Consider the following 22,613-nt stretch of genomic DNA (forward strand, 5'->3'; position numbering starts at 1 on the left):
AGAGCCTGTTGTATGCAGGAAAATTTATATTGGAGGGATTAGGATGAACGTAGAGATTGTAAACGAATTTCCTCATGAGTTTTTGAAGGAGCAAGCGGAGACATGCATCTCCATTTATCAACCGACCCACCGGTATCGACCTGAAAATCAACAAGACCCGATCAGATTTAAAAACTTATTACAGAAAGTGAATCAAGAGTTGTCGAAAAAACATGCAGTGAATGAAGTGAAGAGTCTATTGGCTCCTCTTGAGAAACTAGAAGGCGAGCGTCCTTTCTGGGCACATGCAGGAGATGGACTCGCATTATTCGCAACGAAAGATCGCATCATTGCCTATCGACTGCAACGTCCTGTACCTGAATTGGCGATTGTGTCGGACAGTTTCCATATCAAACCGCTTATTCGCGTATTCCAATCTGCTGATCGTTATCATCTGCTTGGTGTGAACAGACAAGAATTCAAACTTTTTGAAGGGAATCGATATGGTGTAGAGGAAGTAGAAATCCCTGAGGAATTAGCGAAAACCAAAAATGAAGCGATTGGAGATCAAGTGACCGAATCGCATTTGGGCGCTGGTAACACAGGTGGCGCTGCTGGAACGGCGATGTTGCATGGACATGGTGGTAAAAAAGATGAAATTGATATCGATATTGAGCGTTATTTCCGATACGTAGATCGAACGGTTGCAGAGAATTACTCTAAGCCGATGGAGATCCCTCTATATCTAGTAACACTTTCAGAATACCAGACGCAGTTCAAAGAGTTAAGTCATAATCCATACTTGCAAGCCGATGGAATTAAGTCCGACTTTGATGCCTTAAGTCTTGAACAGTTACGTAAAATGGCGTGGGAATTAGTAGAACCCACGTATTTACAGAAAACAAAAGACTTAGTGGAAAATTTTGAAAATGCTAAAGTGAGCGACCAAGCTTCCGAAAACATTGAAGAAATTGCTAAAGCGGCAAGTGAAGACCGAATCAGACGACTTATATTGGAAGACGATTATCAATATCCAGGTAGAATCAACCTAGAAACAGGAGAAATTCAGACGGAAAATCTGGAGGGATCTGCAGTGGACGATGTACTGGATGACTTAGCAGAAACCGTCTTTAAAACCGGAGGCGAAGTAGTGGTTCTTCCAAAAGAACGGATGCCTGTTGGAACAGGGGCAGCTGCCATCTTTAGATGGTAAGAAGAAAATCCGGCCCAGAGATATCTCTTGGCCGGATTTTCCTGTCATTTTTCTTGTTCGAAAACTTCTTTAGCTACAGTCAACGCGGTTTGTACACGTGGAAATCCGACGTAAGGAATGAGTTGCATCATGCTCTCCACGATTTCTGTTTTAGTAAAACCGACTGTTACTGCACGCTTTATATGCGTTTTTATTTGTGTAGTCGCTCCTTGCGTGACAAGTGAAGAGAGTGTCACTAATTGTCTTTGTTTACTATCAAGCCCCGGTCGCGAATAAATCTCACCATACGCGAACTCCACTATGTATTTCCGTAAATCTGGCGCCAATTCTTTTAATGCGTCGGCCGTCATCAGGCGTTCGGCTTCTTCCTCACTTACATACTCCTTAATCTTCTCTAAACCTGCTTCAATGCGTTCTGTTGACAATGAAATAACCCCCTGTTTTTGCTGTGTTATAAAGAAAGTATAGCATATTCTGACTATTGCTTTGTTTTTCAAGTTAGGAATTATGTAATTTCTATCAGTTTAAAACAAGATAATGGTTCGAAGGATGTGAAATTCATCGTTATTGTTTAATAATAGCTAAGAATAGGTATAGATGAATAGAGCAGAAAACAAATATATAATGGAGGTAATAATAAATGGATAAGTTTTTCCTAGAGAACGCAGTACAAGCTAAAAAGAAGATTGAAGAATTGGTAGGGCAAGGCTACACGCATGATGAGATTTATGTTTTCGCACATAGTGAAGATCGTGAAGACAAAATTTCAGACGCACTGGATTCAGAACAAGTAGGTATGGCAGAGATGGGCTTCCTCAATACAATGAAGAACATGTTCACCTCTCGCGGCGATACATTGCGCGCACAGATGCAAGCGATCGGCCTTTCAAAAACAGAAGCTGAAGAAGGCGAAAGTGAACTAGACAAAGGTAAATTATTGCTAGTTGCTAAAAAGTAAGACAGTAAATAAACCGGTTAAAGGAGATGACTCCTTTGACCGGTTTTGTTGTGTATACATACAGATTAGAAAGATGTAACTCCCGAGCCGTTCTCTGTCACATACTTTTTTCCTTAGCCATTGCCTCGTAATAAGCATCTACAGGAATGAACAACCCTACCTTACCATGCGTTTCCTCATCCAATGTAGCAAAGACAATGCCAATCACTTCGCCTTCTTCATTAATAACAGGACTCCCACTATTCCCTCTATAAACAGGAGCCTTGATCATCACAACAGGAATGTCCCAATCGGTTAGCTGTATGTAGTCAATCGTGTGACCTTTATTCGCTATTCCTGAAAAACTCAATGGATTTCCGATAAACGTAATGGGCTCATGATCGTAAAAAGTCGTTTTCTCCGCTAGAGTTAAGTGAGGAAGATCCGTTCCGTTGACCTCGAGTACTGCTAGATCGATGTCTGGAAACACGTGTGTGACATCTGCGGTAAATCGGTCGCCTTCCGGGAAAGAGACGATCATCGATTCATTTCCTTCTACTACATGAAAATTCGTTAGTATGGTACCTTGTTCATTAATGGAAAAGCCTGTACCTTTCGTATTTTCTGTGGCTACGACAACTACCGACTCTTTAAATTCTGCTATTTGTGGATCGGAAGATAACTCTGAAGATGCTTTTAGAAACTCCAATGCTGGAATGGAATATATCTGAAAAACGATAGCGAACGTACTGAGTGCTAACGTAGTTGCCATAATCCAAAACATCCACTTAGGAAAAGGACGATAGGTGCGGCGGACATTTTTTTCGGCTGCTGCTTTCTCTAAAGCTTCCCGTTGTGCTTCGAGTACGAGATCTTGCAGCTCATCATCGTCCAAATCTTCTTGATACGGATCTTTGCTATCCACTAGTACCACCTCTTTCTCGTACATAGTTTATCAGATAATGAATATGAAGGAAGCGAACGGAGATTTCGTAATAGAGGTTATTAGAAAGCTCTGAATAGTCTTGGAGAATAGTTAAAAGGAATCTGTTTTATGCTATACTATATATGAAGATAAAGGGCTATATAGATGGGGGTGCAAATATGACCAGATCCATTACAACACAAGCTGAAACGGTAGGAGAGGCGATCAAAGATGCGCTTAAAATTCTGCAATTGACAATAGATGACGTTCACATCCATGTAAAAAGACCCGCGGGCACCTCAATGTTCGGACTCAAAAGAGTGTTAGCAGAAGTAACAATTACTGAAAGAGAAAAAACGAATAGCATACAAGAAGAACTAGAAGAAATTCCTGCGGGTGTCCGTATTCATGATGGACAATTGGAAGTTCGATTTGGTAAGCAAGCCTATCCGATTATTGTGCCTACGCCTGGCGTCGAACTGCTGATCAACGGAATCGAATGTACAGGACGGACGATCTTAGAGCAGACAGATCGTGTAGAGTGTGAGGCAATTACCGAAGAAGTGAATACTCAACTCGTCATTCAACTGAGTGATGATCAGATGATTGCGACTGCTTTAGTGAAGCCTGGAAAAAGAATCACGCGTACATTGCAGAATACGTCTTGGAAACAAGTTCTCAAAATCCAAGCAATTGAAAAAGTACATGTATTCAACGAGTTGACGATAGATTCGCTAATGGAAGAACTGCATCGTATGGGGATTGATCCTTCCTATATGTCCATGAATGGTATTCAGCAAGCTGTAAATACACTTGAGTTCTCAGAATTTGTCGTTGCTCGAGGAATTCTTCCTATTGAAAGTCAAGATGCACGTTTGGACATTCATTTGAATTTCAAAAAGCCAGAAGGTGATGATGATGCTCCTATTGATTTCCGCGAGCATAACTTTATTCCGACCGTGAAAGCGGGTCAGCTGATAGCTACGTATATCCCAGCGGTACAAGGGGTCAACGGCATAAATGTACTAGGCGTAACGTATAAAGTGAAACCACCTAAAGACGTGATCGTCCGTCCAGGTCCTACTGTAGATAGTATACTGCATAAGCTCTATGCGAAAATTGATGGAAGACCCGTTATTGAGTGGCGCAGTAAACTCGCAAAGATTTATGTGAATCGAGAATATCGGCATGCTGCAGATGTCAGCTTGGAAAGCGGCAATATTCATTTTGAAGGAGATGTATGGATTGGCGGGAGTGTGCATCCTTCCATGTTCATTGCGGCTTCAGGCTTCATCACGATTATGAGGAATTGCACAAAGGCCTCCATTCGCGGAACCAAGTCTGTATTCATTCAAGGGAGTATTTTCTCATCCACTGTCACAGTAGGCATTCAGGAAAAGGTTATTACGATGATGATCAATGATTTGAAGGAAATTCTCGACTACTTACGCAATATCGACTCAGCGCTCGTTCAAATCTTTGCATTACGTGGTGAGGACCCTGTAGAGGTGCCGCCGTTTATATTGAAGCAAGTCATTCAGTTATTATTGGAGCAAAAATATGCGGCGTTTACAGACATGAATCGACACTTTATACAAGTAGTGAAAAATCATACGAGAAGATTGGATCAAGAATGGCTAGGTTTAGCTGAGCGTTTATATCAGTTATTTGTCGACCCACTTAGAGAGGAACATACGAATGTTCTCTATTTACGAAAATTGATCGAGAAAGCGAATCAATTAATTGAAATTTACGGTGAAGAAATTCGTCCGGAATCTGTATTACAAGCGGCCTTCGCATTGAATAGTATTTTGTACAGTAACGGAGATATCCATATCCGCTCAAAAGGAGTCTATAATTGTTCTCTTACAGCGCTTCAAGATATTACTATTAAAGGCGTATGTCGTGGCGGGGAAGTCATTGCGGGGAGACATATAGAATTGGATGAAACGGGATCGCCCGCAGGAGTGAAAACATGTATTCAGACAAATGCAGGAGGAATCATACAAATTGGAAAGGCATATCCCGGGACATGGATTCAAATTGGTTCGCAACACCATGAAATCTTGCAGATTCGCCAGCATGTAACAGCAAAATTAAATGAGGAAGGCCTTTTATCTATTAAGTAAATGAATAATTCGCCAAATTTACAAATAGAAAATGTGGAAATAGAGGAATTCATCTTGAAATATCCTAAGATATGATAAAAAGTTCGTAGTTTTTTAAAAAAGATGTGAATAGAAGACGAAAATGCTTTAAACATGTTACGATATACTATAATATCTAAAGTAGTCACTTTATGCGCGAAGTGTGGGATAGGGGGATCATAGTGAGATGATATACGTCATCATTCCATTAGTTATCATCATTGTTCTAACAGTGATGGCATTTCTGTCTAGGCGAAAGCATATACAAGAAATCAGTGAAATGGAACAAGAAAAATTACAAATTCAAAACGAGCCAATATTTGAAGAAATGACGAAAGTAAAGCAGTTGAACATGACTGGCGAAACAGAAGAAATGTTCGAGAGATGGCGCAATAATTGGACAGAAGTAGTAGATGATCGCCTTCATAATGTAGATATGCTTTTACTGGATGCTGAAGGGCAAGTTGATCGTTTCCGCTTTAAGAAAGCAACGGAAACAGAAAAACAGATCCGCGAAATCTTGAACGAATGTGAAAAAGAGATGCGAACGATCTTGCAGGAATTAAACGAACTGATCGGCAGTGAAGAAAGAAATCGGTTCGAAATAGAAACGGTAAAAGAACATCACCGTGCCGCGCGCAAAAAGATCTTAGCTCATCAGTACGCATTTGGACCGGCAGTGGAGTCTTTAGAGAAAGAGTGGGAGTCCTTCAATCCAAGGTTTGAAGAATACGACGCACTTATCGACAATGGCAACTACTTACAAGCGCGTGAAATTGTGATTGTACTAGGAGCAAAAGAAGAACGCTTTTCGTTTTTACTCGATGAGATTCCTGCATTACTTAATGAGTTGCAGACGAAAATACCTGCGGCTTTGCGAGAATTGCGTAAAGGAATTATCGAAATGGAAGGTCAGGAGTATTATTTAGGACACCTGAAAATGCCTTCTCGTTTCGAAAAAATCGAACAACAAATTGCGGATCTTCGACAGTTATTAGCACGCTTGGATGTGGAAGAAGTAGCAGCGGAAGTAAATGAAATTCATGACGAAATCGAATCATTCTATGATGTATTGGAAGAGGAAGTTAGTTCCCGTCATTACGTAGATGAGCATTTGGATCAAATGTTGGATCTGTTTGAAGAACTTCAATATGCGATTCCGGATACGATTGAAGAAGTGAAATTCGTTCAACAAAGTTACCGTCTTGATGAAAATGAAGTCGTTATTCCACAAATGGCATTGCAAAAATTGAACGCATTGGCGAAGCGAATTGAAATATTCATCGAACGTCAAGATGCGAAAAACTTGGCATACTCCGCTCAACAAATTGAGTTGCAAGAGCTAGTGGAAGAATTGGATGCCATTTCTGATGCGCATTCCAAGTTCAGTAGTCGTATTAAGAATCTTCGGATCGACGAAAATCTCGTACGTTCCCGCATTGTGACTCTTGCACAGCAACTTCAAATTGCGGATCGTAATTTACACCGTGCCAATATCCCGGGAATTCCCGATGATATGGAAGTGCAACTTGAAGAAGCAGATGAACAAATCTTCATTGTGAAGCAAAGTTTGGAAGAAGTGCCACTTAATATGGCGTTGGTTGAATCATATGTTGAAAAAGCAGATACAGTAGTCACTGATGTTTGTGCGAAAGCTGCAGATATGATTGAAAATGCATTGCTTGTAGAACGAATCATCCAATACGGTAACCGTTACCGTGCATCTCATCCGGACGTTCACACTAAATTGTTGAAAGCTGAAGAGTCCTTCATGCAATGCCGCTACTTAAGAGCATTGGAAGAAGCAGGTACTGCGGTGGAAGAAGTTGAACCAGGCGCCTTGAAAAAGATTCAAGGTATGATTCAAGTTAAAGTATAATTATATTCCGACAAAGCCACCGGTTTTCCGGTGGCTTTGTTTCGCTCATTCATATAGAAAGGAGAGAGTACGTATGTATTTTGATCATAGCGCCACAACCAAGCCGGATGAAAGAGTTCTCCGCACGTTCATGGATGCTTCCGAAACGTATTTTGCCAATCCTGCATCGCTACATGCGGAAGGAAAACGTACAGAAAAATTATTGGAACGTGCGCGAACACAACTGCTTGGAACAATCGGACTAGGATTGACGGAAGGAATCTTTACTTCAGGCGGAACAGAATCCAATAATCTTGCCATACTAGGTTATGTATACGCCAACCAACATAAAGGTCGTCATCTAGTTACGACATGTATCGAACATCCTTCTGTATTGAATGTTTTCAAGGAATTGGAAAAACAACACTTCATTGTGGATTATCTAACTGTAGATGAAGAGGGAAGAATTTCATTGGACGAACTCCAAGCGAAGTTGCAAAAAGATACGATTTTAGTTAGTATCATGCATGTTAACAATGAAATTGGTACGATTCAGCCCATTGAGGAATGCGCGAAAATCATTCATTCATCTTCACGTGCAATGTTCCATTCCGATTGTGTGCAAAGCTTTGGAAAACTCTTGCTTACTGATTTTACGGATGGTCCCGATCTTGTTTCATTATCGGCCCATAAAATTTATGGAATAAAAAATAGTGGATTTCTAGCGTATCGTCACAATATACGACTGCAACCCATGGTCTTTGGTGGCGGACAAGAACATAAATTGCGTAGCGGAACCGTATCGGTGCCACATGCGGCGGCACTTGCGAAAGCGGCCCGTTTACTTGTAGAAGAAATAAATATGCAGCAGTTCCAGCAATGGCGCCATGAACTGGTTGCGTTTTTCTCGGAAATAGATGAATGCAAAGTATTGGCACCAAACGCGAGTGCACCTTATATACTATCCGTTGCATTTGCACGGATAACAGGGGAGATAGCGATTAACTTCCTGCAACAACAGGGAATAATCGTCTCGACTTCAAGTGCTTGTTCATCCAAGAATTCGGATGTAAGCCACGTGGTTGAAGCGATCCATGTACCCCGAGCGTTTGAAAAAGGCGTCATTAGAATTAGCTTAGGTAAAAATCAAACAAATGAAGAAATTGAACAATTGAAAGTAGCGGTTCGTCAATTAGTCGAGCTGATTAGAAAAGGAGTGGGGAAATGAACTGGAATACCATTTTAATTCGATATGGTGAAATGTCGCTAAAAGGAAAGAATAAAAGTAAATTTATACGTAAACTAAAGGCGAATATAAAAGCCGCTTTGTCCGATTTGGGAACTGTTACGATGCGTGCAGAACGTGACCGGATGTTCATTTATGCAGAAAAACCTGAAGAACTAGATCGTGCTGTTGAAATATTGCCGTCGATTTTTGGCATTCAATCATTCAGTCCGATTGTAATTTGCGAACCTACAGTTGAGGATATTAAAGAAACTTCATTAAAAGTTCTAGGTAAAACGGAAACTGCTGGCAAGACATTTAAAGTAGATGTCAAACGTACAGACAAACGTTTCCCACTCAATACAGGGGAATTGCAACAAGAATTGGGTGGTCATGTATTGAGGGCGTTCCCTGATTTGATCGTTCAAATGAAGAAACCTGAAATTTTATTATATGTAGAGATCCAGCAAGAAGCAGCATATATCTCTTCACACACCTATAAAGGCGCAGGTGGCATGCCAGTTGGCTCCAATGGCCACTCATTGCTATTATTGTCGGGAGGAATCGACAGTCCAGTAGCAGGCTATATGATGATGAAGCGCGGAGTGTCATTTGATGCCATTCACTTTGCCAGCCCGCCGTTCACGAGCGATTTGGCGTTAGAAAAAGTGGAAGACATTGTCAGACAACTAACGAAATTCGGCGCAGTCATTCGCTTGCATGTTATTCCGTTTACGGAGTTGCAACAAGCGATTGTTAAACAAGTACCAAGCAATTTGTCGATGACGACTACAAGACGAATGATGATGAAAGTTGCTGAACAAGTACGGAAAGACACGAATTCCCTTGGTTTGATCACAGGTGACAGCCTAGGGCAAGTAGCAAGCCAGACACTGGAAAGTTTGACAGCTATTAACGAAGTCACGAATACACCTATCTTGCGTCCGCTCATCGCAATGGATAAATTAGAAATCATCCAGATTGCTGAAAAAATTGGCACGTACGATATTTCTATCCGTCCATATGATGATTGCTGTACCGTATTTACGCCACCGAGCAATAAAACGAAACCGCAAGTTGAAAAAGTGGCGTATTACGAAAGCTTCCAGGAGTTTGATGACATGGTGACGGAAGTCGCAAGCCGACGTGTTACGACGATTCCGAGCAGACAGACAGAAGAAGACTTCGAAGACATGTTGTAAAGAAAAAATTACCTATTATCTTCCTTGCATGATATTTTGAAAAGTGACCATTCTAATGTCACAAGGAGGTGAACGACATGCCAAGTAGCAACAACAACAACTCAAACCAATTGTTAGTTCCCGGAGCGCAACAAGCACTTAACCAAATGAAGGAAGAAATTGCTTCTGAATTTGGAGTACAACTTGGGCCAGATTCCACATCGCGTGCCAACGGATCCGTCGGCGGAGAAATTACAAAGCGATTAGTGCGTCAGGCTCAATCACAAATGAACAATTCTAATCAGCAATCGTAAGACATGGGATGCCTCGGAAGCCATAGTGCTTCTTGGGGCATCTTTTTTGGATTGATTTTAAGTTAAAGGGGTGAGTTCAAGTGCTAAATGGAATAAGATAAGTGAAGCGATGATTAGTGTGATGGGATTGAAGCGTCCCCTCCGAAGCGCCAATCCCACCCCAACAACAGTGCAAGCTTCATCATTCATTCCAACTAGCATACCGAAAAACCCGGTATACTATACGTTTCGTACCAGTATAATGAAGAAAAGTATATAAAGTTTTGAAATTTCACCATTCTATTTGTATACTTGTAGTATTACGCAAAAAGGGGGAATGGAAATGAACCGAGAAGAACTACTTGCGCCCGCTCGCTACAATATTGTTTCGGAATTCGAAAAATACGCAACGGGTGATGGCAGAAAAGCATTAATTTATGTAGATGCGCAAAATCAAGAACAGCAAGTAACGTATGACGAACTCATCCAAGCAGCTAACCGTACAGCGAACGTGCTGACATCGAATGGCTTGAAAAAAGGGGATGTAGTGCTGGTCATGGTGCCGCGCATGATTGAAGCGTATAGTGACATACATTGGTGCACTAAAGGCAGGACTTGTTGTAATCCCTAGTTCTGAAATGCTACGTTCCTCCGAAATTGAATATCGAATTGAACACAGTAACGCAAAAGCAATTATTGCATTTGATGCTTTTACTGATCAACTTGAACACGTAGAAAATCTTGAAAAAGTGACAGTCTATATTATCGGTGAAGCAAAAGAAGGGGAAGTCTCCTTGACTGCACAAGAAAAGAATGCTTCGTCAGAGTTTACCGCTTGTGATACCGCTAGTGACGATATGGCGTTTCTGTCGTATACATCTGGTACGACAGGCAAGCCGAAAGGTGTAGTACATACACATGGCTGGGGATATGCACACTTACGAACGACTGCACCCAACTGGTTAGGTATTGAAGAACATGATATTGTATGGGCTACAGCGGCACCAGGATGGCAGAAGTGGATTTGGACACCGTTCTTATCTGTTCTAGGAAGCGGTGCGGTAGGTTTTGTCTATAGCGGTAAATTCGATGTAGATAAATACTTACAGTTCCTGGATGATTACCAAGTCAATGTTCTTTGTTGTACGCCGACTGAATACCGATTTATAGCAAAAGCTAAAAATTTAGATGCGTTTTCACTAGCCTCTTTGAAAAGTGCTGTCTCAGCGGGAGAACCATTAAATCGTGGTGTCATTGATATTTTCGAAAAGCAGTTTTCGCTTTCTGTCCGTGATGGATATGGACAAACAGAGAATACGTTGCTTGTTGGTACGATGATTGGAATGGTAGCGCGTCCTGGATCAATGGGTAAACCTACACCGGGAAATATCGTAGAGGTCATTAATGAGGAAGGTAAACCGGCAGACGTAGGTGTAGTGGGCGATATTGCCGTTCATAAATCAACACCTGCACTGTTTCAAGAGTACTTAAATGACCCTGAACGCACGAAGATGCAATTTAGAGGGGATTATTATATTACCGGAGACCGAGCGAAAAAGGATGAAGAAGGCTATTTCTGGTTTGAAGGGCGAGGCGATGATATCATTGTGAGCTCGGGTTATACGATTGGACCGTTCGAAGTGGAAGATGCTTTGATCAAGCATCCTGCAGTTCGTGAGTGTGCGGTAGTAGCAAGCCCTGATCCTGAACGTGGAAACGTCGTGAAAGCATTTGTCGTCTTGCGCGATGATACGGTAGAATCAACTGAGAAACTCGTAAAAGAGTTGCAAAATCATGTCAAAGAACTGACGGCACCTTATAAATATCCTCGTAAGATTGAGTTTTTAGAAGAGTTGCCAAAAACATCTTCAGGAAAAATCATGCGTATTGAGTTGCGTAAAAAAGAGCAAAATCAAAATTGATGTGGTCGTAAGGGGTTAAAAAGGACTGTCAAGAGTCGTTTTGTTCTGACTATTGACAGTCTTTTTCGGTTCATTTCAGAAGAACGTACGTTGGACTTTTTCGAAGAAAGAGTTATCTGGAAGTTTTGCGGTACGAATGACTTTATGGCTTAGTCGTGCTTCTACTTTCCCTACTTGTTTGATACCGAGCGCTTCGTTGTCTGCTGCAATGGAAGGAAATTCATTGCCTTCTTGTTGGATATTGAGCGTCAATGTTCGTTCATTGCTTAGGATGAACGACGTGCCGAGCGTACGGTACCGATTATTGTTAACCGATGCAAGCTCTGTCACTTGGAAAGAAGGTAGCCGCGGATCAATTACAGCGCCTTTAACAGATTTATTATACGCTGTACTACCTGTTGGCGTGGAGATGATCATACCGTCGCCGAGGAATGTTTCGAATAATAAGTCATCGATGTAAATATCCATGACAAATGTTCGAATAATAGTAGAACGTATACTGAATTCATTCAGGCATAAGAACGGATTCTGCTCGTTAATCGACACTTCAAGGAGCGGATAATGGCGCTCTTCGATCGTTGCTTGTTGTAGTGTGTGTATAAGGGAACTAATGTCATCATATTTGAAATCACAATAGACGCCGTGTGCCCCTTTTACAGATGCTCCAAGGTAAAGAACATCCTGGCGAAAATCGGTTTTACGAACAGCTTGTAGGAATGTGCCGTCACTGCCGATACTGATGACTACATTGGCTTTCGTATGATCTTCTGTTAGTTTGAAACCTTCTTTTTTAAGGCGTTGTGTAATCACATGTTTTTTATGGACGGTGTCTTCGTCCAAACGGCTAAAGAGAAAAATGGTATGTAGAGAATCCATTTGAATCGTCTCCTTTTTCAGATAATAAAATAATTGTAACACGAATGAAACATTTGGACGATTAGGAACGTATAGGTAGATGTGAACAAAGGAGGAAATATAGTATGAATGCAAAAAGATGGATTGCTGTAGCAGTAGCCGCCACATTGATTATTGTGTCGGTTGGTATTAACGCGATGTCATGGGTCTTCACGAGAGACTGGAACAGTTTCGTCAATGAAATCAATTTGATGGAGACGAAAGTGCAAGAAACAGTAGTAGAAGAAGGAAGCGTCAATGAGCGAATTGCAGTATTGACAGTGGATGGCGTCATACAAGACGTTGGTGAAGCGACACTCTTTAGTGGAGCGGAATACAACCATAAACAATTCATGACGCAATTGAAAGAAGTAGCGAATGACGACTCGGTGAAAGGAATTGTGCTGTCTGTTAATACACCAGGTGGCGGTGTATTGGAGTCATCTGATATTTATGATGCCATTACAGAAATTCAGGAAACGAAAGAAATTCCAGTCTACGCTGCGATGGGTGGCATGGCGGCTTCAGGAGGTTATTATATTTCAGCTCCTGCCGATAAAATTTATGTTCATCCTGAAACATTGACTGGTTCAATTGGTGTGATCATGCAATCGGTTAACTACGGAAAGTTGGCCGAAAAATACGGTGTGGAATTCCCGACGATCAAGTCAGGTCAATATAAAGACATGATGAGCCCGACTCGAGAGATGAAGCCTGAAGAACGTGCCATGCTACAGGAAATGATTGACGATTCGTATAAGCGTTTCGTTGATATTATTGTAGATGGACGCGGTATGTCAGAAGCTGCTGTCCGTAAAGTAGCGGATGGACGTGTTATGAATGGCCGCCAAGCAATTGAAGCGGGACTTGCAGATGATTATGGTAAGTTACCGGCAGTCATTGCTGCTATGAAAGAAGATTATCACTTAGAAAAGGCAGAAGTATTTGAATATGGAATGCCTACTAATTTAAAAGCTATTCTATCCATCAAAGCACATGATGTATTCAATGGCGATGTCGAATCACAAATCATGAAGAAATTACTGACTGAAAATACAGCACCACGCATGATGTATTTATACGGTGAATGAGAAGGAGGGAAACGATCATGACGAATGAACTGCTGGATACGCAACCAACTGTGCGACTTGAACAGACACTCGTACCAAAATATGCAGGTTTCTGGATCAGACTGTGGGCATTTTTAATCGACATGCTGATCATTTCGGCAATTAGCGGCATCTTTATCAAGCCGGTGTTTCGCGTACTTGATATTGCGATCACCAAGCCCTCTGCTTTTTTATTCAGTCCGTATAAAGTGACTGCCCTTGTCTTGTTATTGTTGTATTTTATCTTGATGACGAAAATAGCAGGGCAAACCGTAGGGAAAATGATCATGGGAATTCGTGTGATGAAATCAAACGGTGAGAAAGTAAGTTGGGGCTCCGTTATTTTTAGAGAAGGTTTCGGCCGTTTCATTTCACAAATGCTATGGATTCTGTATTTGCTTGTTTTGTTCTTACCTCAAAAGAAAGCCCTTCATGATGTCTTTGCCGACACGGTTGTCGTGCATGAACGAACATTCGAGAGAAAAGAAGTGCAGAAAATCATTCATCCTGAACACCATCAGTTGCATGATGACCCTACGGTTTAGTACACTAGATTAAAAGGAGTGGTTAGGTATGGTACAAGTTACATTCAAAGATAATCCGATTCATCTGTTAGGTTCAGAAGTAAAAGTTGGAGATCAGGCACCAAGCTTCACAGTGCTTGCTAATGATTTGAATCCTGTTACACTTGAAGATTCAAAAGGTAAAGTACGTTTGATCAGTGTGGTCCCTTCTGTTGATACAGGTGTATGTTCCATCCAGACAAAGCGTTTCAACGACGAAGCAACAGCTCTCGGTGACGATGTGGAAGTCATGACAATTTCTTGCGATCTTCCGTTTGCACAAGGACGTTGGAAAGAAAATGAGAAAGTGGAAAATTTACACTTATACTCTGATCATCGCGATCTTTCATTTGGTACAGCATTCGGTACAGCGATTGAGGAATTACGTTTATTGACCCGTTCAATCTTCGTTGTCGATCGTGACGACAAAGTCACATACGTAGAGTATGTAAGTGAAGCGACTGACCACCCGGACTATGATGCAGCGATTAAAGCAGTAAAAGAATTGAATTAATTAAAAAACCCACCTGAAACGAGAGGTGGGTTTCTTCTTGGAGGAATTTCAAATGAACAACACGGAAAAAGTTTTTACGTATTACGATAATCATGCGGCGGCTACGGAAGGTTTGTATTTGGATGCTGTGCTCGAAGCTAGTGAAAAATGGCTAGATCAACCGTCAGCAGTAGACTTACAAGATCCTGATAAAGAAGAAATTCGTAAAGGTATTCAGCTAGCCTTATTAAAAGGATTGAAGCAGTCCACACAAGCTCATCACCAAATGACTCCGGATACGATTGGCTTTTTGATGGGTTATCTAGTCAATAAATTATTGGATTCCAGACAACCTGTAACGTTACTCGATCCTGCGGCAGGAACGGGGAATCTATTGTTTACAGTATTAAATCAATACAAAGGTTCCGCTTCTGCCAATGCAGTTGAAATCGATGATGTGTTGATTCAAATCGCTGCAGCGACAGCCAATTTATTGGAGCTACCGGTATCATTTTATCTACAAGATGCGCTTCGTCCGTTACCTATTGACGTAGTGGATGCGGTAGTAAGTGATTTACCTGTAGGCTATTACCCTGACGATGAAGTGGCTATGGATTATGAACTAATGGCACCGGAAGGTCATGCGTTCTCTCATTATTTGTATATTGAGCAATCTATGCGCTATGTGAAGCCGGGCGGTTACGGATTATTCATCGTTCCTTCCAAGTTGTTAACTGCTGAAGGAGCAGAACCTATTTTGAAATTTGTCAAAGAACATAAATTATTGAGGGGCTTGCTTGAACTACCTTCTTCATTATTTGCAGATCAACGCTTTGCTAAAAGTATTTTATTGTTACAACAGCCACCAAATGAGAACTTTGTCTTACCGGATGTGTTGTTAGCGAAAATACCTGAACTTGGGAACGCTACTGCTATGCAACAGTTCTTCAATAAACTAAGTGCGTGGATGCAAGAAGAGGTAAAGTGACGAATAGTCACTTTACCTCTTTTTTTAAAATAATCCATTGGCAGAAAGATAGCGCACAACTCATGAATTCAATTGCTTTTAGAATAGGTAGATACTATAATAAATTAAAACGTTCTACGACGTAATTATTATAAGGGGTGGATATTTGTGCCGAAGATCTTGTCGATCAATGCTGGAAGTTCTTCATTGAAGTTTCAATTGATTGAAATGACGAACGAAGAAGAAATTACTAAGGGGTTATTCGAACGAATTGGGATGGAGAATTCTGTATTTACAATGGCAACTGCCGAAAAAAAAATCGAGAAAGTAGTAGATATTACTAATCACTCGATGGCCGTGGAAATGCTTTTGGAACATTTACTGAGTGAGGGAGTCGTTTCGTCATATGATGAAATTGACGGAATCGGTCACCGTGTAGTTCACGGGGGAGAGCTATACAGTGATTCGGTATTAATTACTGACGAAGTAGTTGAGAAGCTTGAAGAGATTTCAAGTTTCGCGCCTTTGCATAATCCAGCAAATATTGTAGGAATTAAAGCGTTTGAGAAAGCTTTGCCAACTACACCATCTGTTGCAATCTTTGATACAGCATTCCATCAGACAATGCCCGAGAAAGCGTTTTTGTATGCGTTACCATATGAATACTATGAAAAGTATGGAATTCGTAAATACGGTTTCCATGGGACGAGCCATAAATACGTAACGGAGCGTGCTGCCAAGATCTTGAATAGACCTCTTGAAGACACACGTCTCATCTCTTGTCACTTAGGTAACGGTGCGAGTATTGCAGCTGTTAAAGGTGGTAAGTCAGTGGACACATCCATGGGCTTCACTCCGTTAGCAGGAGTAATTATGGGTACGCGTTCAGGTAATATTGACCCGGCTCTTATTCCATATATGATGGAACATACGAACGAGTCAGCTGAAGAAGTAGTCAACACATTAAATAAAAAATCAGGACTACTTGGAATCAGTGGATTTTCAAGCGACTTACGCGATATTACGGAAGCTGCAGAACAAGGCAATCACCGTGCGCAATTGGCACTCGATGTCTTCACAGACCGGATCCACCAGCACATCGGGCAATACGCGGCTGGAATGGGTGGAGTGGATGCGATCATCTTCACAGCCGGAATTGGAGAGAACAGTGCAATCGTTCGTGAAAAAGTAATGAACGGATTAGAATTTATGGGTGTCTACTTTGATCCAAGCCTAAACAATATTCGCGGCGAAGAAGCGTACATTAGCTTCCCACACTCACCAGTCAAAGTACTCATCATCCCGACAAACGAAGAAATCATGCTAGCTCGCGATACAGTGCGAATCGCCGGAATTTCAGTACCAGAAGAAGCAGAGAAAGTAGCAGTTGAATAAATAAAACAAAGTCCCGACCGTCAGAACGCTGATAGTCGGGACTTTTATTATTCAAGCAGCACTTCAATTCATTCTCTACGGCTTTTGCGGGGTAAAGCGATGCGTTAGGAGTATGTGCCTCGACATAAGTGTATTCAAAAGTCTACATGGGAAAGAGTCCGCCTAGAATGTCGATCAACGGTGCCCGCTATACTATATCTCTAACAATATACGCAAGAAAAAACTGCCACAAGAAATCGAATGAACGACTTCTTGGACAGCTTTTAGTTACGCATTAGCCTTGTAGATGTTCCGGAGTACGTACAACCAGTACGTCACACTTTGCAGAACGAACGATATTTTCAGAAACACTTCCGATTAAGAAACGTTCGACACGGTTTAAACCTGTAGCCCCACAGATAATTAAATCTGCATTAAGCTTCTTAGCAATATCACGTGGGATCAACGTCTTAGGAGAACCATATTCTACGTGGATTTCCACATTTGCTACGCCGGCTGCAACCGCTTCTGTACGATAGTCAGTTAACAACTCTTCAGCATATTTCTGTGCACGCTCTGCGATGGAACGATCGTACGCTTCAACTGCCGCGTAAGAACGCGTATCAATAATATTGATCAAGTGAAGAGTCGCATCGTTACGATCTGCAATTGCGATCGCTTTCTTAAAAGCCCATTTCGCCTCATCTGAACCATCCACGGCTACGATGATGTCTTTGTAAGTAAGTGCCATTTTACCACTCCATCCTTAAAATTAAAATCTATCTACAGTATTCTTATTCTCCATAGATTATGAGAGTCCTTCTTTTTTTGTCGAAATGTTTTATCAAAGTTTAGAAAATGAAGATTATATGGAAAAACGTTGAAAAAAAGAGGAAAAACCATCTATTTTCTGATAAGATTAAATAGTTATTAATCGACAAAGAGAAAATAAAAAAAGTAATTAAGAGAAATTACAATTCTAGGAGGATTTTGCATGCGTATAGGTGTTCCAAAAGAGATTAAAAATAATGAAAACCGAGTGGCAATAGCCCCTGCAAGTGTTCTAACTTTAAAAACAGCTGGTCATGAAGTATTAATTGAAAAAGGTGCTGGAATCGGTTCGAGTTTTCAGGATGAAGAATATAAAGATGCAGGTGCGATCATCGTAGACTCAGCCGCTGAAGTATGGGAAGCGGACATGGTACTGAAAGTTAAAGAACCTGCAGAATCTGAATATCAGTATTTCCGTGAAGGGTTAATTCTATTTACGTATCTTCATTTAGCGCCAGAGTTAAAATTAACACAAGCATTGCTCGACAAAAAAGTAACAGCAATTGCTTATGAAACTGTTCAATTACCTAGCGGCGGATTACCTCTACTAGCGCCTATGAGTGAAGTAGCAGGCCGTATGGCAACGCAAATCGGTGCACAGTATTTAGAAAAGACAAAAGGCGGAAAAGGGATTTTGCTTGCTGGAGTGCCAGGCGTATCGCGTGGAAAAATCACGATCATCGGCGGCGGACAAGCAGGTACAAATGCTGCGCGTGTTGCAATCGGAATCGGTGCACACGTAACCATCTTGGATTTATCGGTTGAGCGTGTACGTCAGCTGGACGAGATCTTCGGAGAGCATATTCAAACATTAGTATCCAATCCATATAACATTGCAAAAGCAGTAAAAGATGCAGACTTGGTAATCGGGTGCGTTCTGATTCCAGGTGCAAAAGCGCCAACTCTCGTAACAGAAGAAATGGTGAAATCTATGAGCCTTGGCTCTGTAGTGATTGACATTGCCATTGACCAAGGTGGAATTTTTGAAACATCTGACCGTGTCACAACACACGATGACCCGACATACACAAAACATGGTGTCATTCATTATGCGGTAGCAAACATGCCGGGAGCAGTTCCACAAACATCCACCATGGCGCTAACGAATGTAACGATTCCTTACGCTCTTCAAATTGCTAACAAAGGTGTCAAAAAAGCATGTGCAGACAACGAAGCGCTGCGCAAAGGAATCAACACACTAGCAGGGCACATTACGTACCAGGCAGTAGCAGAAGCACAAGAACTGGAATACGCATATGTTGGAGATGTACTAGAAACGATCTAAACGAAAGAAAAGACCACTACATAAAGTAGCGGTCCGAGACTGGAGACAAACTTCTAAACTAGAGTCTGTCTTCAGTTTTTTTTATCTCTTTTTACTTTCCGACAACAATCAAATCCTTAGAGAATTTCGTTAACACCTCGACGCCATCTTTCGTCACATACACATCATCTTCAATCCGTACGCCTGTAATAGTTGGGTCATAAATGCCCGGTTCAATTGTAAATACCATACCTTCTTGAAGTGGCATATCATTCGTAGCTGTCAGGGAGGGGAACTCATGAACAGAAATACCAAGGCCGTGGCCAATCCGATGCGGGAATAACTCACCATAACCCGCTTCTTCAATAATTGAGCGAGCGGCAAGGTCCACTTCTCTAGCCAATGTACAAGGACGTACTACGTCAATTGCTGCTTGCTGTGCCTTCTTGACTGTCTCATAAATCTTACGCTTTTCCTCTGTAGGCTCACCGAATGCTACCGTACGCGTGATGTCAGAACAGTATCCTTTATACACGACTCCAAGATCAAATAAGATGAAATCCCCATTTTCAATGCGTTTTACACCCGGAATACCATGGGGGGAAGCGGTCTTCGTACCGGAAACGATAATGGTATCAAATGACATCTTCTCTGCGCCTTTTTGTTTCACCGCTTGTTCTACAGCTTGGACTATTTCTAGCTCGGTTTTACCTTCCGCGAGTTCATTACAACCTACTTCTATCGCATAGTCTGCTAATTCGGCTGCTTTACGCAAGTGCTCAAGTTCCACATCATCTTTGATCAGACGATGGTTGGCTAGTTCATCATCTAACTTCGCAAACTGTAATGTCGGAAAACGCTCTTGCAAGATTTCGTAACGATCAACTGTTACATGTTCTTTTTCGATTGCGAGTAATGAGAATGTAGAAGTCCGTTCAGTGATTGCTTGATCTAAAAATTCGAACGCATTATCTGTATCCTTATATCCGATAGCGTCATACTTCCAACCGATTGCTTTTACATCTGGAACTTCCATAGCAGGGCAAATGACAAATGGATCCGCTTCTTTGAAAACGACTACACCTAGTAACCGCTCATGGGGATCACTACGGAAATTAGTCAGATAAAATATATTGTCTGGATTGGTTATGAGTGCTGCATCAATATCATGTTTCGCTAAGAAATTTTGTACTTTTTGAATGTTCGTCAACATATTACCTCCTCTGTTATGGTTAGTATAACAAAAAAAGAGGGTTTTAAGCTATTTTGCAGAAGGTATAGAATAGAGTAGGTAATTAAAAGAGGAGTGTGATCGTTGTGAAAATCTCATACCATGGTCATTCGATCGTAAAAATTGAGACGAAAGGCAAGACGATTTTAATCGATCCTTTCATTACAGGTAATAAATTAACAGATCTACAGGCGGACGATGAAAAGCCTGATGTGATTTTACTAACACACGGACATAATGACCATGTGGGCGACACGATGGATATTGCTAAAAGAGAAAATATCTTAGTCGTCGCTCCGAATGAATTGGCCGTATACCTTGGATTCCAGGGGTTGACTACACATGGAATGAACATTGGTGGAGCAAACGAGTTTGATTTCGGTACCGTGAAATATACACAGGCATTCCATAGTTCATCCTATACAACGGCAGATAATGAAATAATTTATACAGGTATGCCTGCTGGTTTACTCTTGACGATAGAAGATAAAGTTATTTATCATGCAGGAGATACTTCGCTATTTAGTGATATGAAACTGTATGGTGAAGAGGGAATCGATGTGGCGTTCTTACCGATTGGCGATAATTTCACCATGGGTCCTAAAGATGCCGCAAAAGCAGTCGAATTGTTGAAACCCACGTTAACCGTTCCAATCCACTTCAATACATTCCCGCCAATTGAAGTGGATCCTGAAGACTTCAAATCACTCGTACAGAATCATGAAGTGAAAATAATGGAGCCAGGAGAAATCATCGAACTGTAAAATGTAAAATAAATAATTACGGTCTACGGCGCATTGTTCGTGTCGTAGACCGTTTTTTTGTTGAATTTATGGTATGATTATCAAAAAGCCGAAACCTTAAACTGGGTCGAAGAAAAAGGTGAAATCATGTCAACTAAACACGAGCAGATTTTGCGTTATATCGAAAGTTTGGCAGTGGGGGAAAAGATCTCCGTCCGCCAAGTCGCGAAAGCATTGGAAGTCAGTGATGGAACCGCTTACCGTGCGATAAAAGAAGCGGAAAACCAAAAATTAGTAAATACAATTGAACGTGTCGGTACAATCCGAATTGAAAAAAAGAAAAAAGAAAATATTGAACGTCTAACATTTGCAGAAGTCATCAACATTGTAGACGGCGTGGTGCTGGGTGGTCGTGATGGATTACATAAAACATTAACGAAATTTGTAGTAGGCGCCATGCAGCTCGAGGATATGATCCGATATATCGATGCGGGCAGTTTGCTGATCGTAGGAAATCGTTTGAAAGCGCATGAAATTGCGATTAAAGCGGGGGCAGCCGTCCTCGTGACGGGTGGCTTCGATGCGACTGATGAAGTGAAGCAGCTGGCAGACGAAATGAATTTGCCGGTTATTTCAACAAGTTATGACACCTTCACAGTAGCGACTATGCTGAACCGAGCGATTTATGATCAGTTGATTGAAAAAGAGATTTTATTGGTAGAGGACATTTTGACACCACTTGCCAGTACCGTGACATTATCTCCTGAAGATTCCGTCGATCAATTTTACGAAGTGAATCATCAAACATCGCACTCAGCCTACCCTGTTGTAAAATCTGACGGTACATTGGTAGGGATTATTACGTCCCGAGATGTCGTCAGCAATCCCGATGTAGAAACCGTTGGAAAAGTCATGACGCCAGGTCCCATCACGGTAAACGGTAAAGTGAGTGTTGCATCAGCGGGACACAGTATGATCTGGGAAGGCATTGATCTAATGCCTGTCGTGAATGATGCGGGCATTCTAGAAGGAATCATCAGTCGTCAAGATGTTCTAAAAGCACTGCAAATGACTCAACGTCAACCGCAACAAGGGGAAACAATTGACGACATTGTCAAGAATCAAATGAAAGCTATAGCCAATTCGCCTGAAAAAATCGAGTTTTCCGTTGTGCCACAGATGACCAATCAATTTGGTTCATTATCTTACGGAGCGATGCTAACGATCCTGACAGAAGCGGGTAGTCGTACGATTAAGCTTCAAAAACGTGGCGAAAGTGTGCCCGAGAATGTAACGATTTATTTCATCAAACAAGTTCAGCTTGGCGCATCGGTAACAGTGGAACCAAAGATTATTCACTCGAGTCGCCGATTCATCAAACTGGAAATCGAATTGACATCGAACGATGGAATAGTTGCTAAAGCTATGGGGACTTTCCAGCTTTTTGAGAAATAAAAAAAGCTG

Annotated in this window: 20 protein-coding genes and 1 pseudogene; 16 read left to right on the forward strand and 5 right to left on the reverse strand. The window is 41.4% G+C overall.

Going from position 1 to position 22,613, the window contains the following annotated elements:
• Positions 1 to 43: 43 nt before the first annotated feature.
• Positions 44 to 1,192 carry a baeRF3 domain-containing protein gene (locus CSV67_RS00225; RefSeq protein ID WP_099629632.1) on the forward strand — a complete coding sequence of 383 codons (1,149 nt, stop codon included), beginning with the start codon at positions 44 to 46 and terminating at the stop codon, positions 1,190 to 1,192.
• A gap of 44 nt (positions 1,193 to 1,236) precedes the next feature.
• Here CSV67_RS00225 and CSV67_RS00230 read toward each other — a convergent pair whose 3' ends face one another.
• Complete coding sequence (locus CSV67_RS00230) at positions 1,237 to 1,617, reverse strand: carboxymuconolactone decarboxylase family protein (RefSeq protein ID WP_199173094.1); 381 nt, start codon at positions 1,615 to 1,617, stop codon at positions 1,237 to 1,239.
• Positions 1,618 to 1,832: 215 nt separating this feature from the next.
• Here CSV67_RS00230 and CSV67_RS00235 point away from each other — a divergent pair, with 215 nt between their 5' ends.
• Positions 1,833 to 2,150: a YflT domain-containing protein gene (locus CSV67_RS00235; RefSeq protein ID WP_099629633.1), complete on the forward strand. Its 318-nt coding sequence runs from the start codon at positions 1,833 to 1,835 to the stop codon at positions 2,148 to 2,150.
• A gap of 97 nt (positions 2,151 to 2,247) precedes the next feature.
• Here CSV67_RS00235 and CSV67_RS00240 read toward each other — a convergent pair whose 3' ends face one another.
• Positions 2,248 to 3,054, reverse strand: coding sequence for a S1C family serine protease (locus tag CSV67_RS00240; RefSeq protein WP_099629634.1), 807 nt, complete (start codon positions 3,052 to 3,054; stop codon positions 2,248 to 2,250).
• A gap of 179 nt (positions 3,055 to 3,233) precedes the next feature.
• On the opposite strand from CSV67_RS00240, the gene CSV67_RS00245 reads away from it, so the two are divergent.
• The 6 genes and pseudogenes from CSV67_RS00245 to mbcS all read left to right on the forward strand — a co-directional run bounded on the left by CSV67_RS00245 (position 3,234) and on the right by mbcS (position 11,680).
• Complete coding sequence (locus tag CSV67_RS00245) at positions 3,234 to 5,183, forward strand: flagellar assembly protein A (RefSeq protein ID WP_158232851.1); 1,950 nt, start codon at positions 3,234 to 3,236, stop codon at positions 5,181 to 5,183.
• 205 nt (positions 5,184 to 5,388) lie between these two features.
• Positions 5,389 to 7,080: a septation ring formation regulator EzrA gene (gene ezrA, locus CSV67_RS00250; protein ID WP_099629636.1), complete on the forward strand. Its 1,692-nt coding sequence runs from the start codon at positions 5,389 to 5,391 to the stop codon at positions 7,078 to 7,080.
• Positions 7,081 to 7,153: 73 nt separating this feature from the next.
• Entirely contained in the window at positions 7,154 to 8,287 is a 1,134-nt protein-coding gene (locus CSV67_RS00255) for a cysteine desulfurase family protein (protein ID WP_099629637.1), read from the forward strand.
• Positions 8,284 to 9,486 carry a tRNA uracil 4-sulfurtransferase ThiI gene (gene thiI / locus CSV67_RS00260; RefSeq protein WP_099629638.1) on the forward strand — a complete coding sequence of 401 codons (1,203 nt, stop codon included), beginning with the start codon at positions 8,284 to 8,286 and terminating at the stop codon, positions 9,484 to 9,486. Before CSV67_RS00255 ends, thiI begins: the two co-directional genes overlap by 4 nt.
• A gap of 77 nt (positions 9,487 to 9,563) precedes the next feature.
• Positions 9,564 to 9,779, forward strand: a complete 216-nt coding sequence (locus CSV67_RS00265; protein ID WP_099629639.1) for an alpha/beta-type small acid-soluble spore protein — start codon at positions 9,564 to 9,566, stop codon at positions 9,777 to 9,779.
• Positions 9,780 to 10,101: 322 nt separating this feature from the next.
• Positions 10,102 to 11,680, forward strand: a pseudogene (gene mbcS, locus CSV67_RS00270) (acyl-CoA synthetase MbcS).
• A 75-nt stretch (positions 11,681 to 11,755) separates the two neighbouring features.
• On the opposite strand, the gene CSV67_RS00275 reads toward mbcS, so the two are convergent.
• On the reverse strand, positions 11,756 to 12,556 hold the full coding sequence (locus CSV67_RS00275; protein WP_099629640.1) for an NAD kinase: 801 nt from the start codon (positions 12,554 to 12,556) through the stop codon (positions 11,756 to 11,758).
• Between the two features lie 104 nt (positions 12,557 to 12,660).
• On the opposite strand from CSV67_RS00275, the gene sppA reads away from it, so the two are divergent.
• The 5 genes from sppA to CSV67_RS00300 all read left to right on the forward strand — a co-directional run bounded on the left by sppA (position 12,661) and on the right by CSV67_RS00300 (position 17,101).
• Entirely contained in the window at positions 12,661 to 13,665 is a 1,005-nt protein-coding gene (sppA, locus tag CSV67_RS00280; protein WP_099629641.1) for a signal peptide peptidase SppA, read from the forward strand.
• Positions 13,666 to 13,682: 17 nt separating this feature from the next.
• Positions 13,683 to 14,228, forward strand: coding sequence for an RDD family protein (locus CSV67_RS00285; RefSeq protein ID WP_233192511.1), 546 nt, complete (start codon positions 13,683 to 13,685; stop codon positions 14,226 to 14,228).
• A 28-nt stretch (positions 14,229 to 14,256) separates the two neighbouring features.
• Entirely contained in the window at positions 14,257 to 14,760 is a 504-nt protein-coding gene (gene tpx / locus CSV67_RS00290) for a thiol peroxidase (protein ID WP_099629642.1), read from the forward strand.
• Positions 14,761 to 14,812: 52 nt separating this feature from the next.
• Positions 14,813 to 15,727 (forward strand): class I SAM-dependent methyltransferase, encoded by a 915-nt coding sequence (locus tag CSV67_RS00295; RefSeq protein WP_099630000.1) that lies wholly within the window; start codon positions 14,813 to 14,815, stop codon positions 15,725 to 15,727.
• A gap of 147 nt (positions 15,728 to 15,874) precedes the next feature.
• On the forward strand, positions 15,875 to 17,101 hold the full coding sequence (locus CSV67_RS00300; RefSeq protein WP_099629643.1) for an acetate kinase: 1,227 nt from the start codon (positions 15,875 to 15,877) through the stop codon (positions 17,099 to 17,101).
• A gap of 274 nt (positions 17,102 to 17,375) precedes the next feature.
• On the opposite strand, the gene CSV67_RS00305 is transcribed toward CSV67_RS00300, so the two are convergent.
• Entirely contained in the window at positions 17,376 to 17,831 is a 456-nt protein-coding gene (locus CSV67_RS00305; RefSeq protein WP_099629644.1) for a universal stress protein, read from the reverse strand.
• Between the two features lie 243 nt (positions 17,832 to 18,074).
• Between CSV67_RS00305 and ald the strand changes: the two genes are divergently transcribed.
• On the forward strand, positions 18,075 to 19,196 hold the full coding sequence (ald, locus tag CSV67_RS00310) for an alanine dehydrogenase (protein ID WP_099629645.1): 1,122 nt from the start codon (positions 18,075 to 18,077) through the stop codon (positions 19,194 to 19,196).
• Positions 19,197 to 19,287: 91 nt separating this feature from the next.
• On the opposite strand, the gene CSV67_RS00315 is transcribed toward ald, so the two are convergent.
• A complete protein-coding gene (locus tag CSV67_RS00315; protein ID WP_099630001.1) occupies positions 19,288 to 20,385 on the reverse strand; it encodes a M24 family metallopeptidase in 1,098 nt (365 codons plus the stop codon).
• A 107-nt stretch (positions 20,386 to 20,492) separates the two neighbouring features.
• On the opposite strand from CSV67_RS00315, the gene CSV67_RS00320 reads away from it, so the two are divergent.
• Positions 20,493 to 21,170 carry a metal-dependent hydrolase gene (locus CSV67_RS00320; RefSeq protein WP_099629646.1) on the forward strand — a complete coding sequence of 226 codons (678 nt, stop codon included), beginning with the start codon at positions 20,493 to 20,495 and terminating at the stop codon, positions 21,168 to 21,170.
• Between the two features lie 126 nt (positions 21,171 to 21,296).
• Entirely contained in the window at positions 21,297 to 22,604 is a 1,308-nt protein-coding gene (locus CSV67_RS00325; protein WP_099630002.1) for a DRTGG domain-containing protein, read from the forward strand.
• Positions 22,605 to 22,613: the final 9 nt, after the last annotated feature.

This window comes from Sporosarcina sp. P2, assembly GCF_002743255.1.
Taxonomy (GTDB): Bacteria; Bacillota; Bacilli; order Bacillales_A; family Planococcaceae; genus Sporosarcina.

Coding starts and splice junctions, on each gene's coding strand:
- CSV67_RS00305 (WP_099629644.1), bottom strand. CDS start 17,831: ATGGCACTTACTTACAAAGACATCATCGTAGCCGTGGATGGTTCAGAT.
- sppA (WP_099629641.1), top strand. CDS start 12,661: ATGAATGCAAAAAGATGGATTGCTGTAGCAGTAGCCGCCACATTGATT.
- ezrA (WP_099629636.1), top strand. CDS start 5,389: ATGATATACGTCATCATTCCATTAGTTATCATCATTGTTCTAACAGTG.
- thiI (WP_099629638.1), top strand. CDS start 8,284: ATGAACTGGAATACCATTTTAATTCGATATGGTGAAATGTCGCTAAAA.
- CSV67_RS00225 (WP_099629632.1), top strand. CDS start 44: ATGAACGTAGAGATTGTAAACGAATTTCCTCATGAGTTTTTGAAGGAG.
- CSV67_RS00325 (WP_099630002.1), top strand. CDS start 21,297: ATGTCAACTAAACACGAGCAGATTTTGCGTTATATCGAAAGTTTGGCA.
- CSV67_RS00235 (WP_099629633.1), top strand. CDS start 1,833: ATGGATAAGTTTTTCCTAGAGAACGCAGTACAAGCTAAAAAGAAGATT.
- CSV67_RS00255 (WP_099629637.1), top strand. CDS start 7,154: ATGTATTTTGATCATAGCGCCACAACCAAGCCGGATGAAAGAGTTCTC.
- CSV67_RS00295 (WP_099630000.1), top strand. CDS start 14,813: ATGAACAACACGGAAAAAGTTTTTACGTATTACGATAATCATGCGGCG.
- tpx (WP_099629642.1), top strand. CDS start 14,257: ATGGTACAAGTTACATTCAAAGATAATCCGATTCATCTGTTAGGTTCA.
- CSV67_RS00265 (WP_099629639.1), top strand. CDS start 9,564: ATGCCAAGTAGCAACAACAACAACTCAAACCAATTGTTAGTTCCCGGA.
- ald (WP_099629645.1), top strand. CDS start 18,075: ATGCGTATAGGTGTTCCAAAAGAGATTAAAAATAATGAAAACCGAGTG.
- CSV67_RS00285 (WP_233192511.1), top strand. CDS start 13,683: ATGACGAATGAACTGCTGGATACGCAACCAACTGTGCGACTTGAACAG.
- CSV67_RS00275 (WP_099629640.1), bottom strand. CDS start 12,556: ATGGATTCTCTACATACCATTTTTCTCTTTAGCCGTTTGGACGAAGAC.
- CSV67_RS00245 (WP_158232851.1), top strand. CDS start 3,234: ATGACCAGATCCATTACAACACAAGCTGAAACGGTAGGAGAGGCGATC.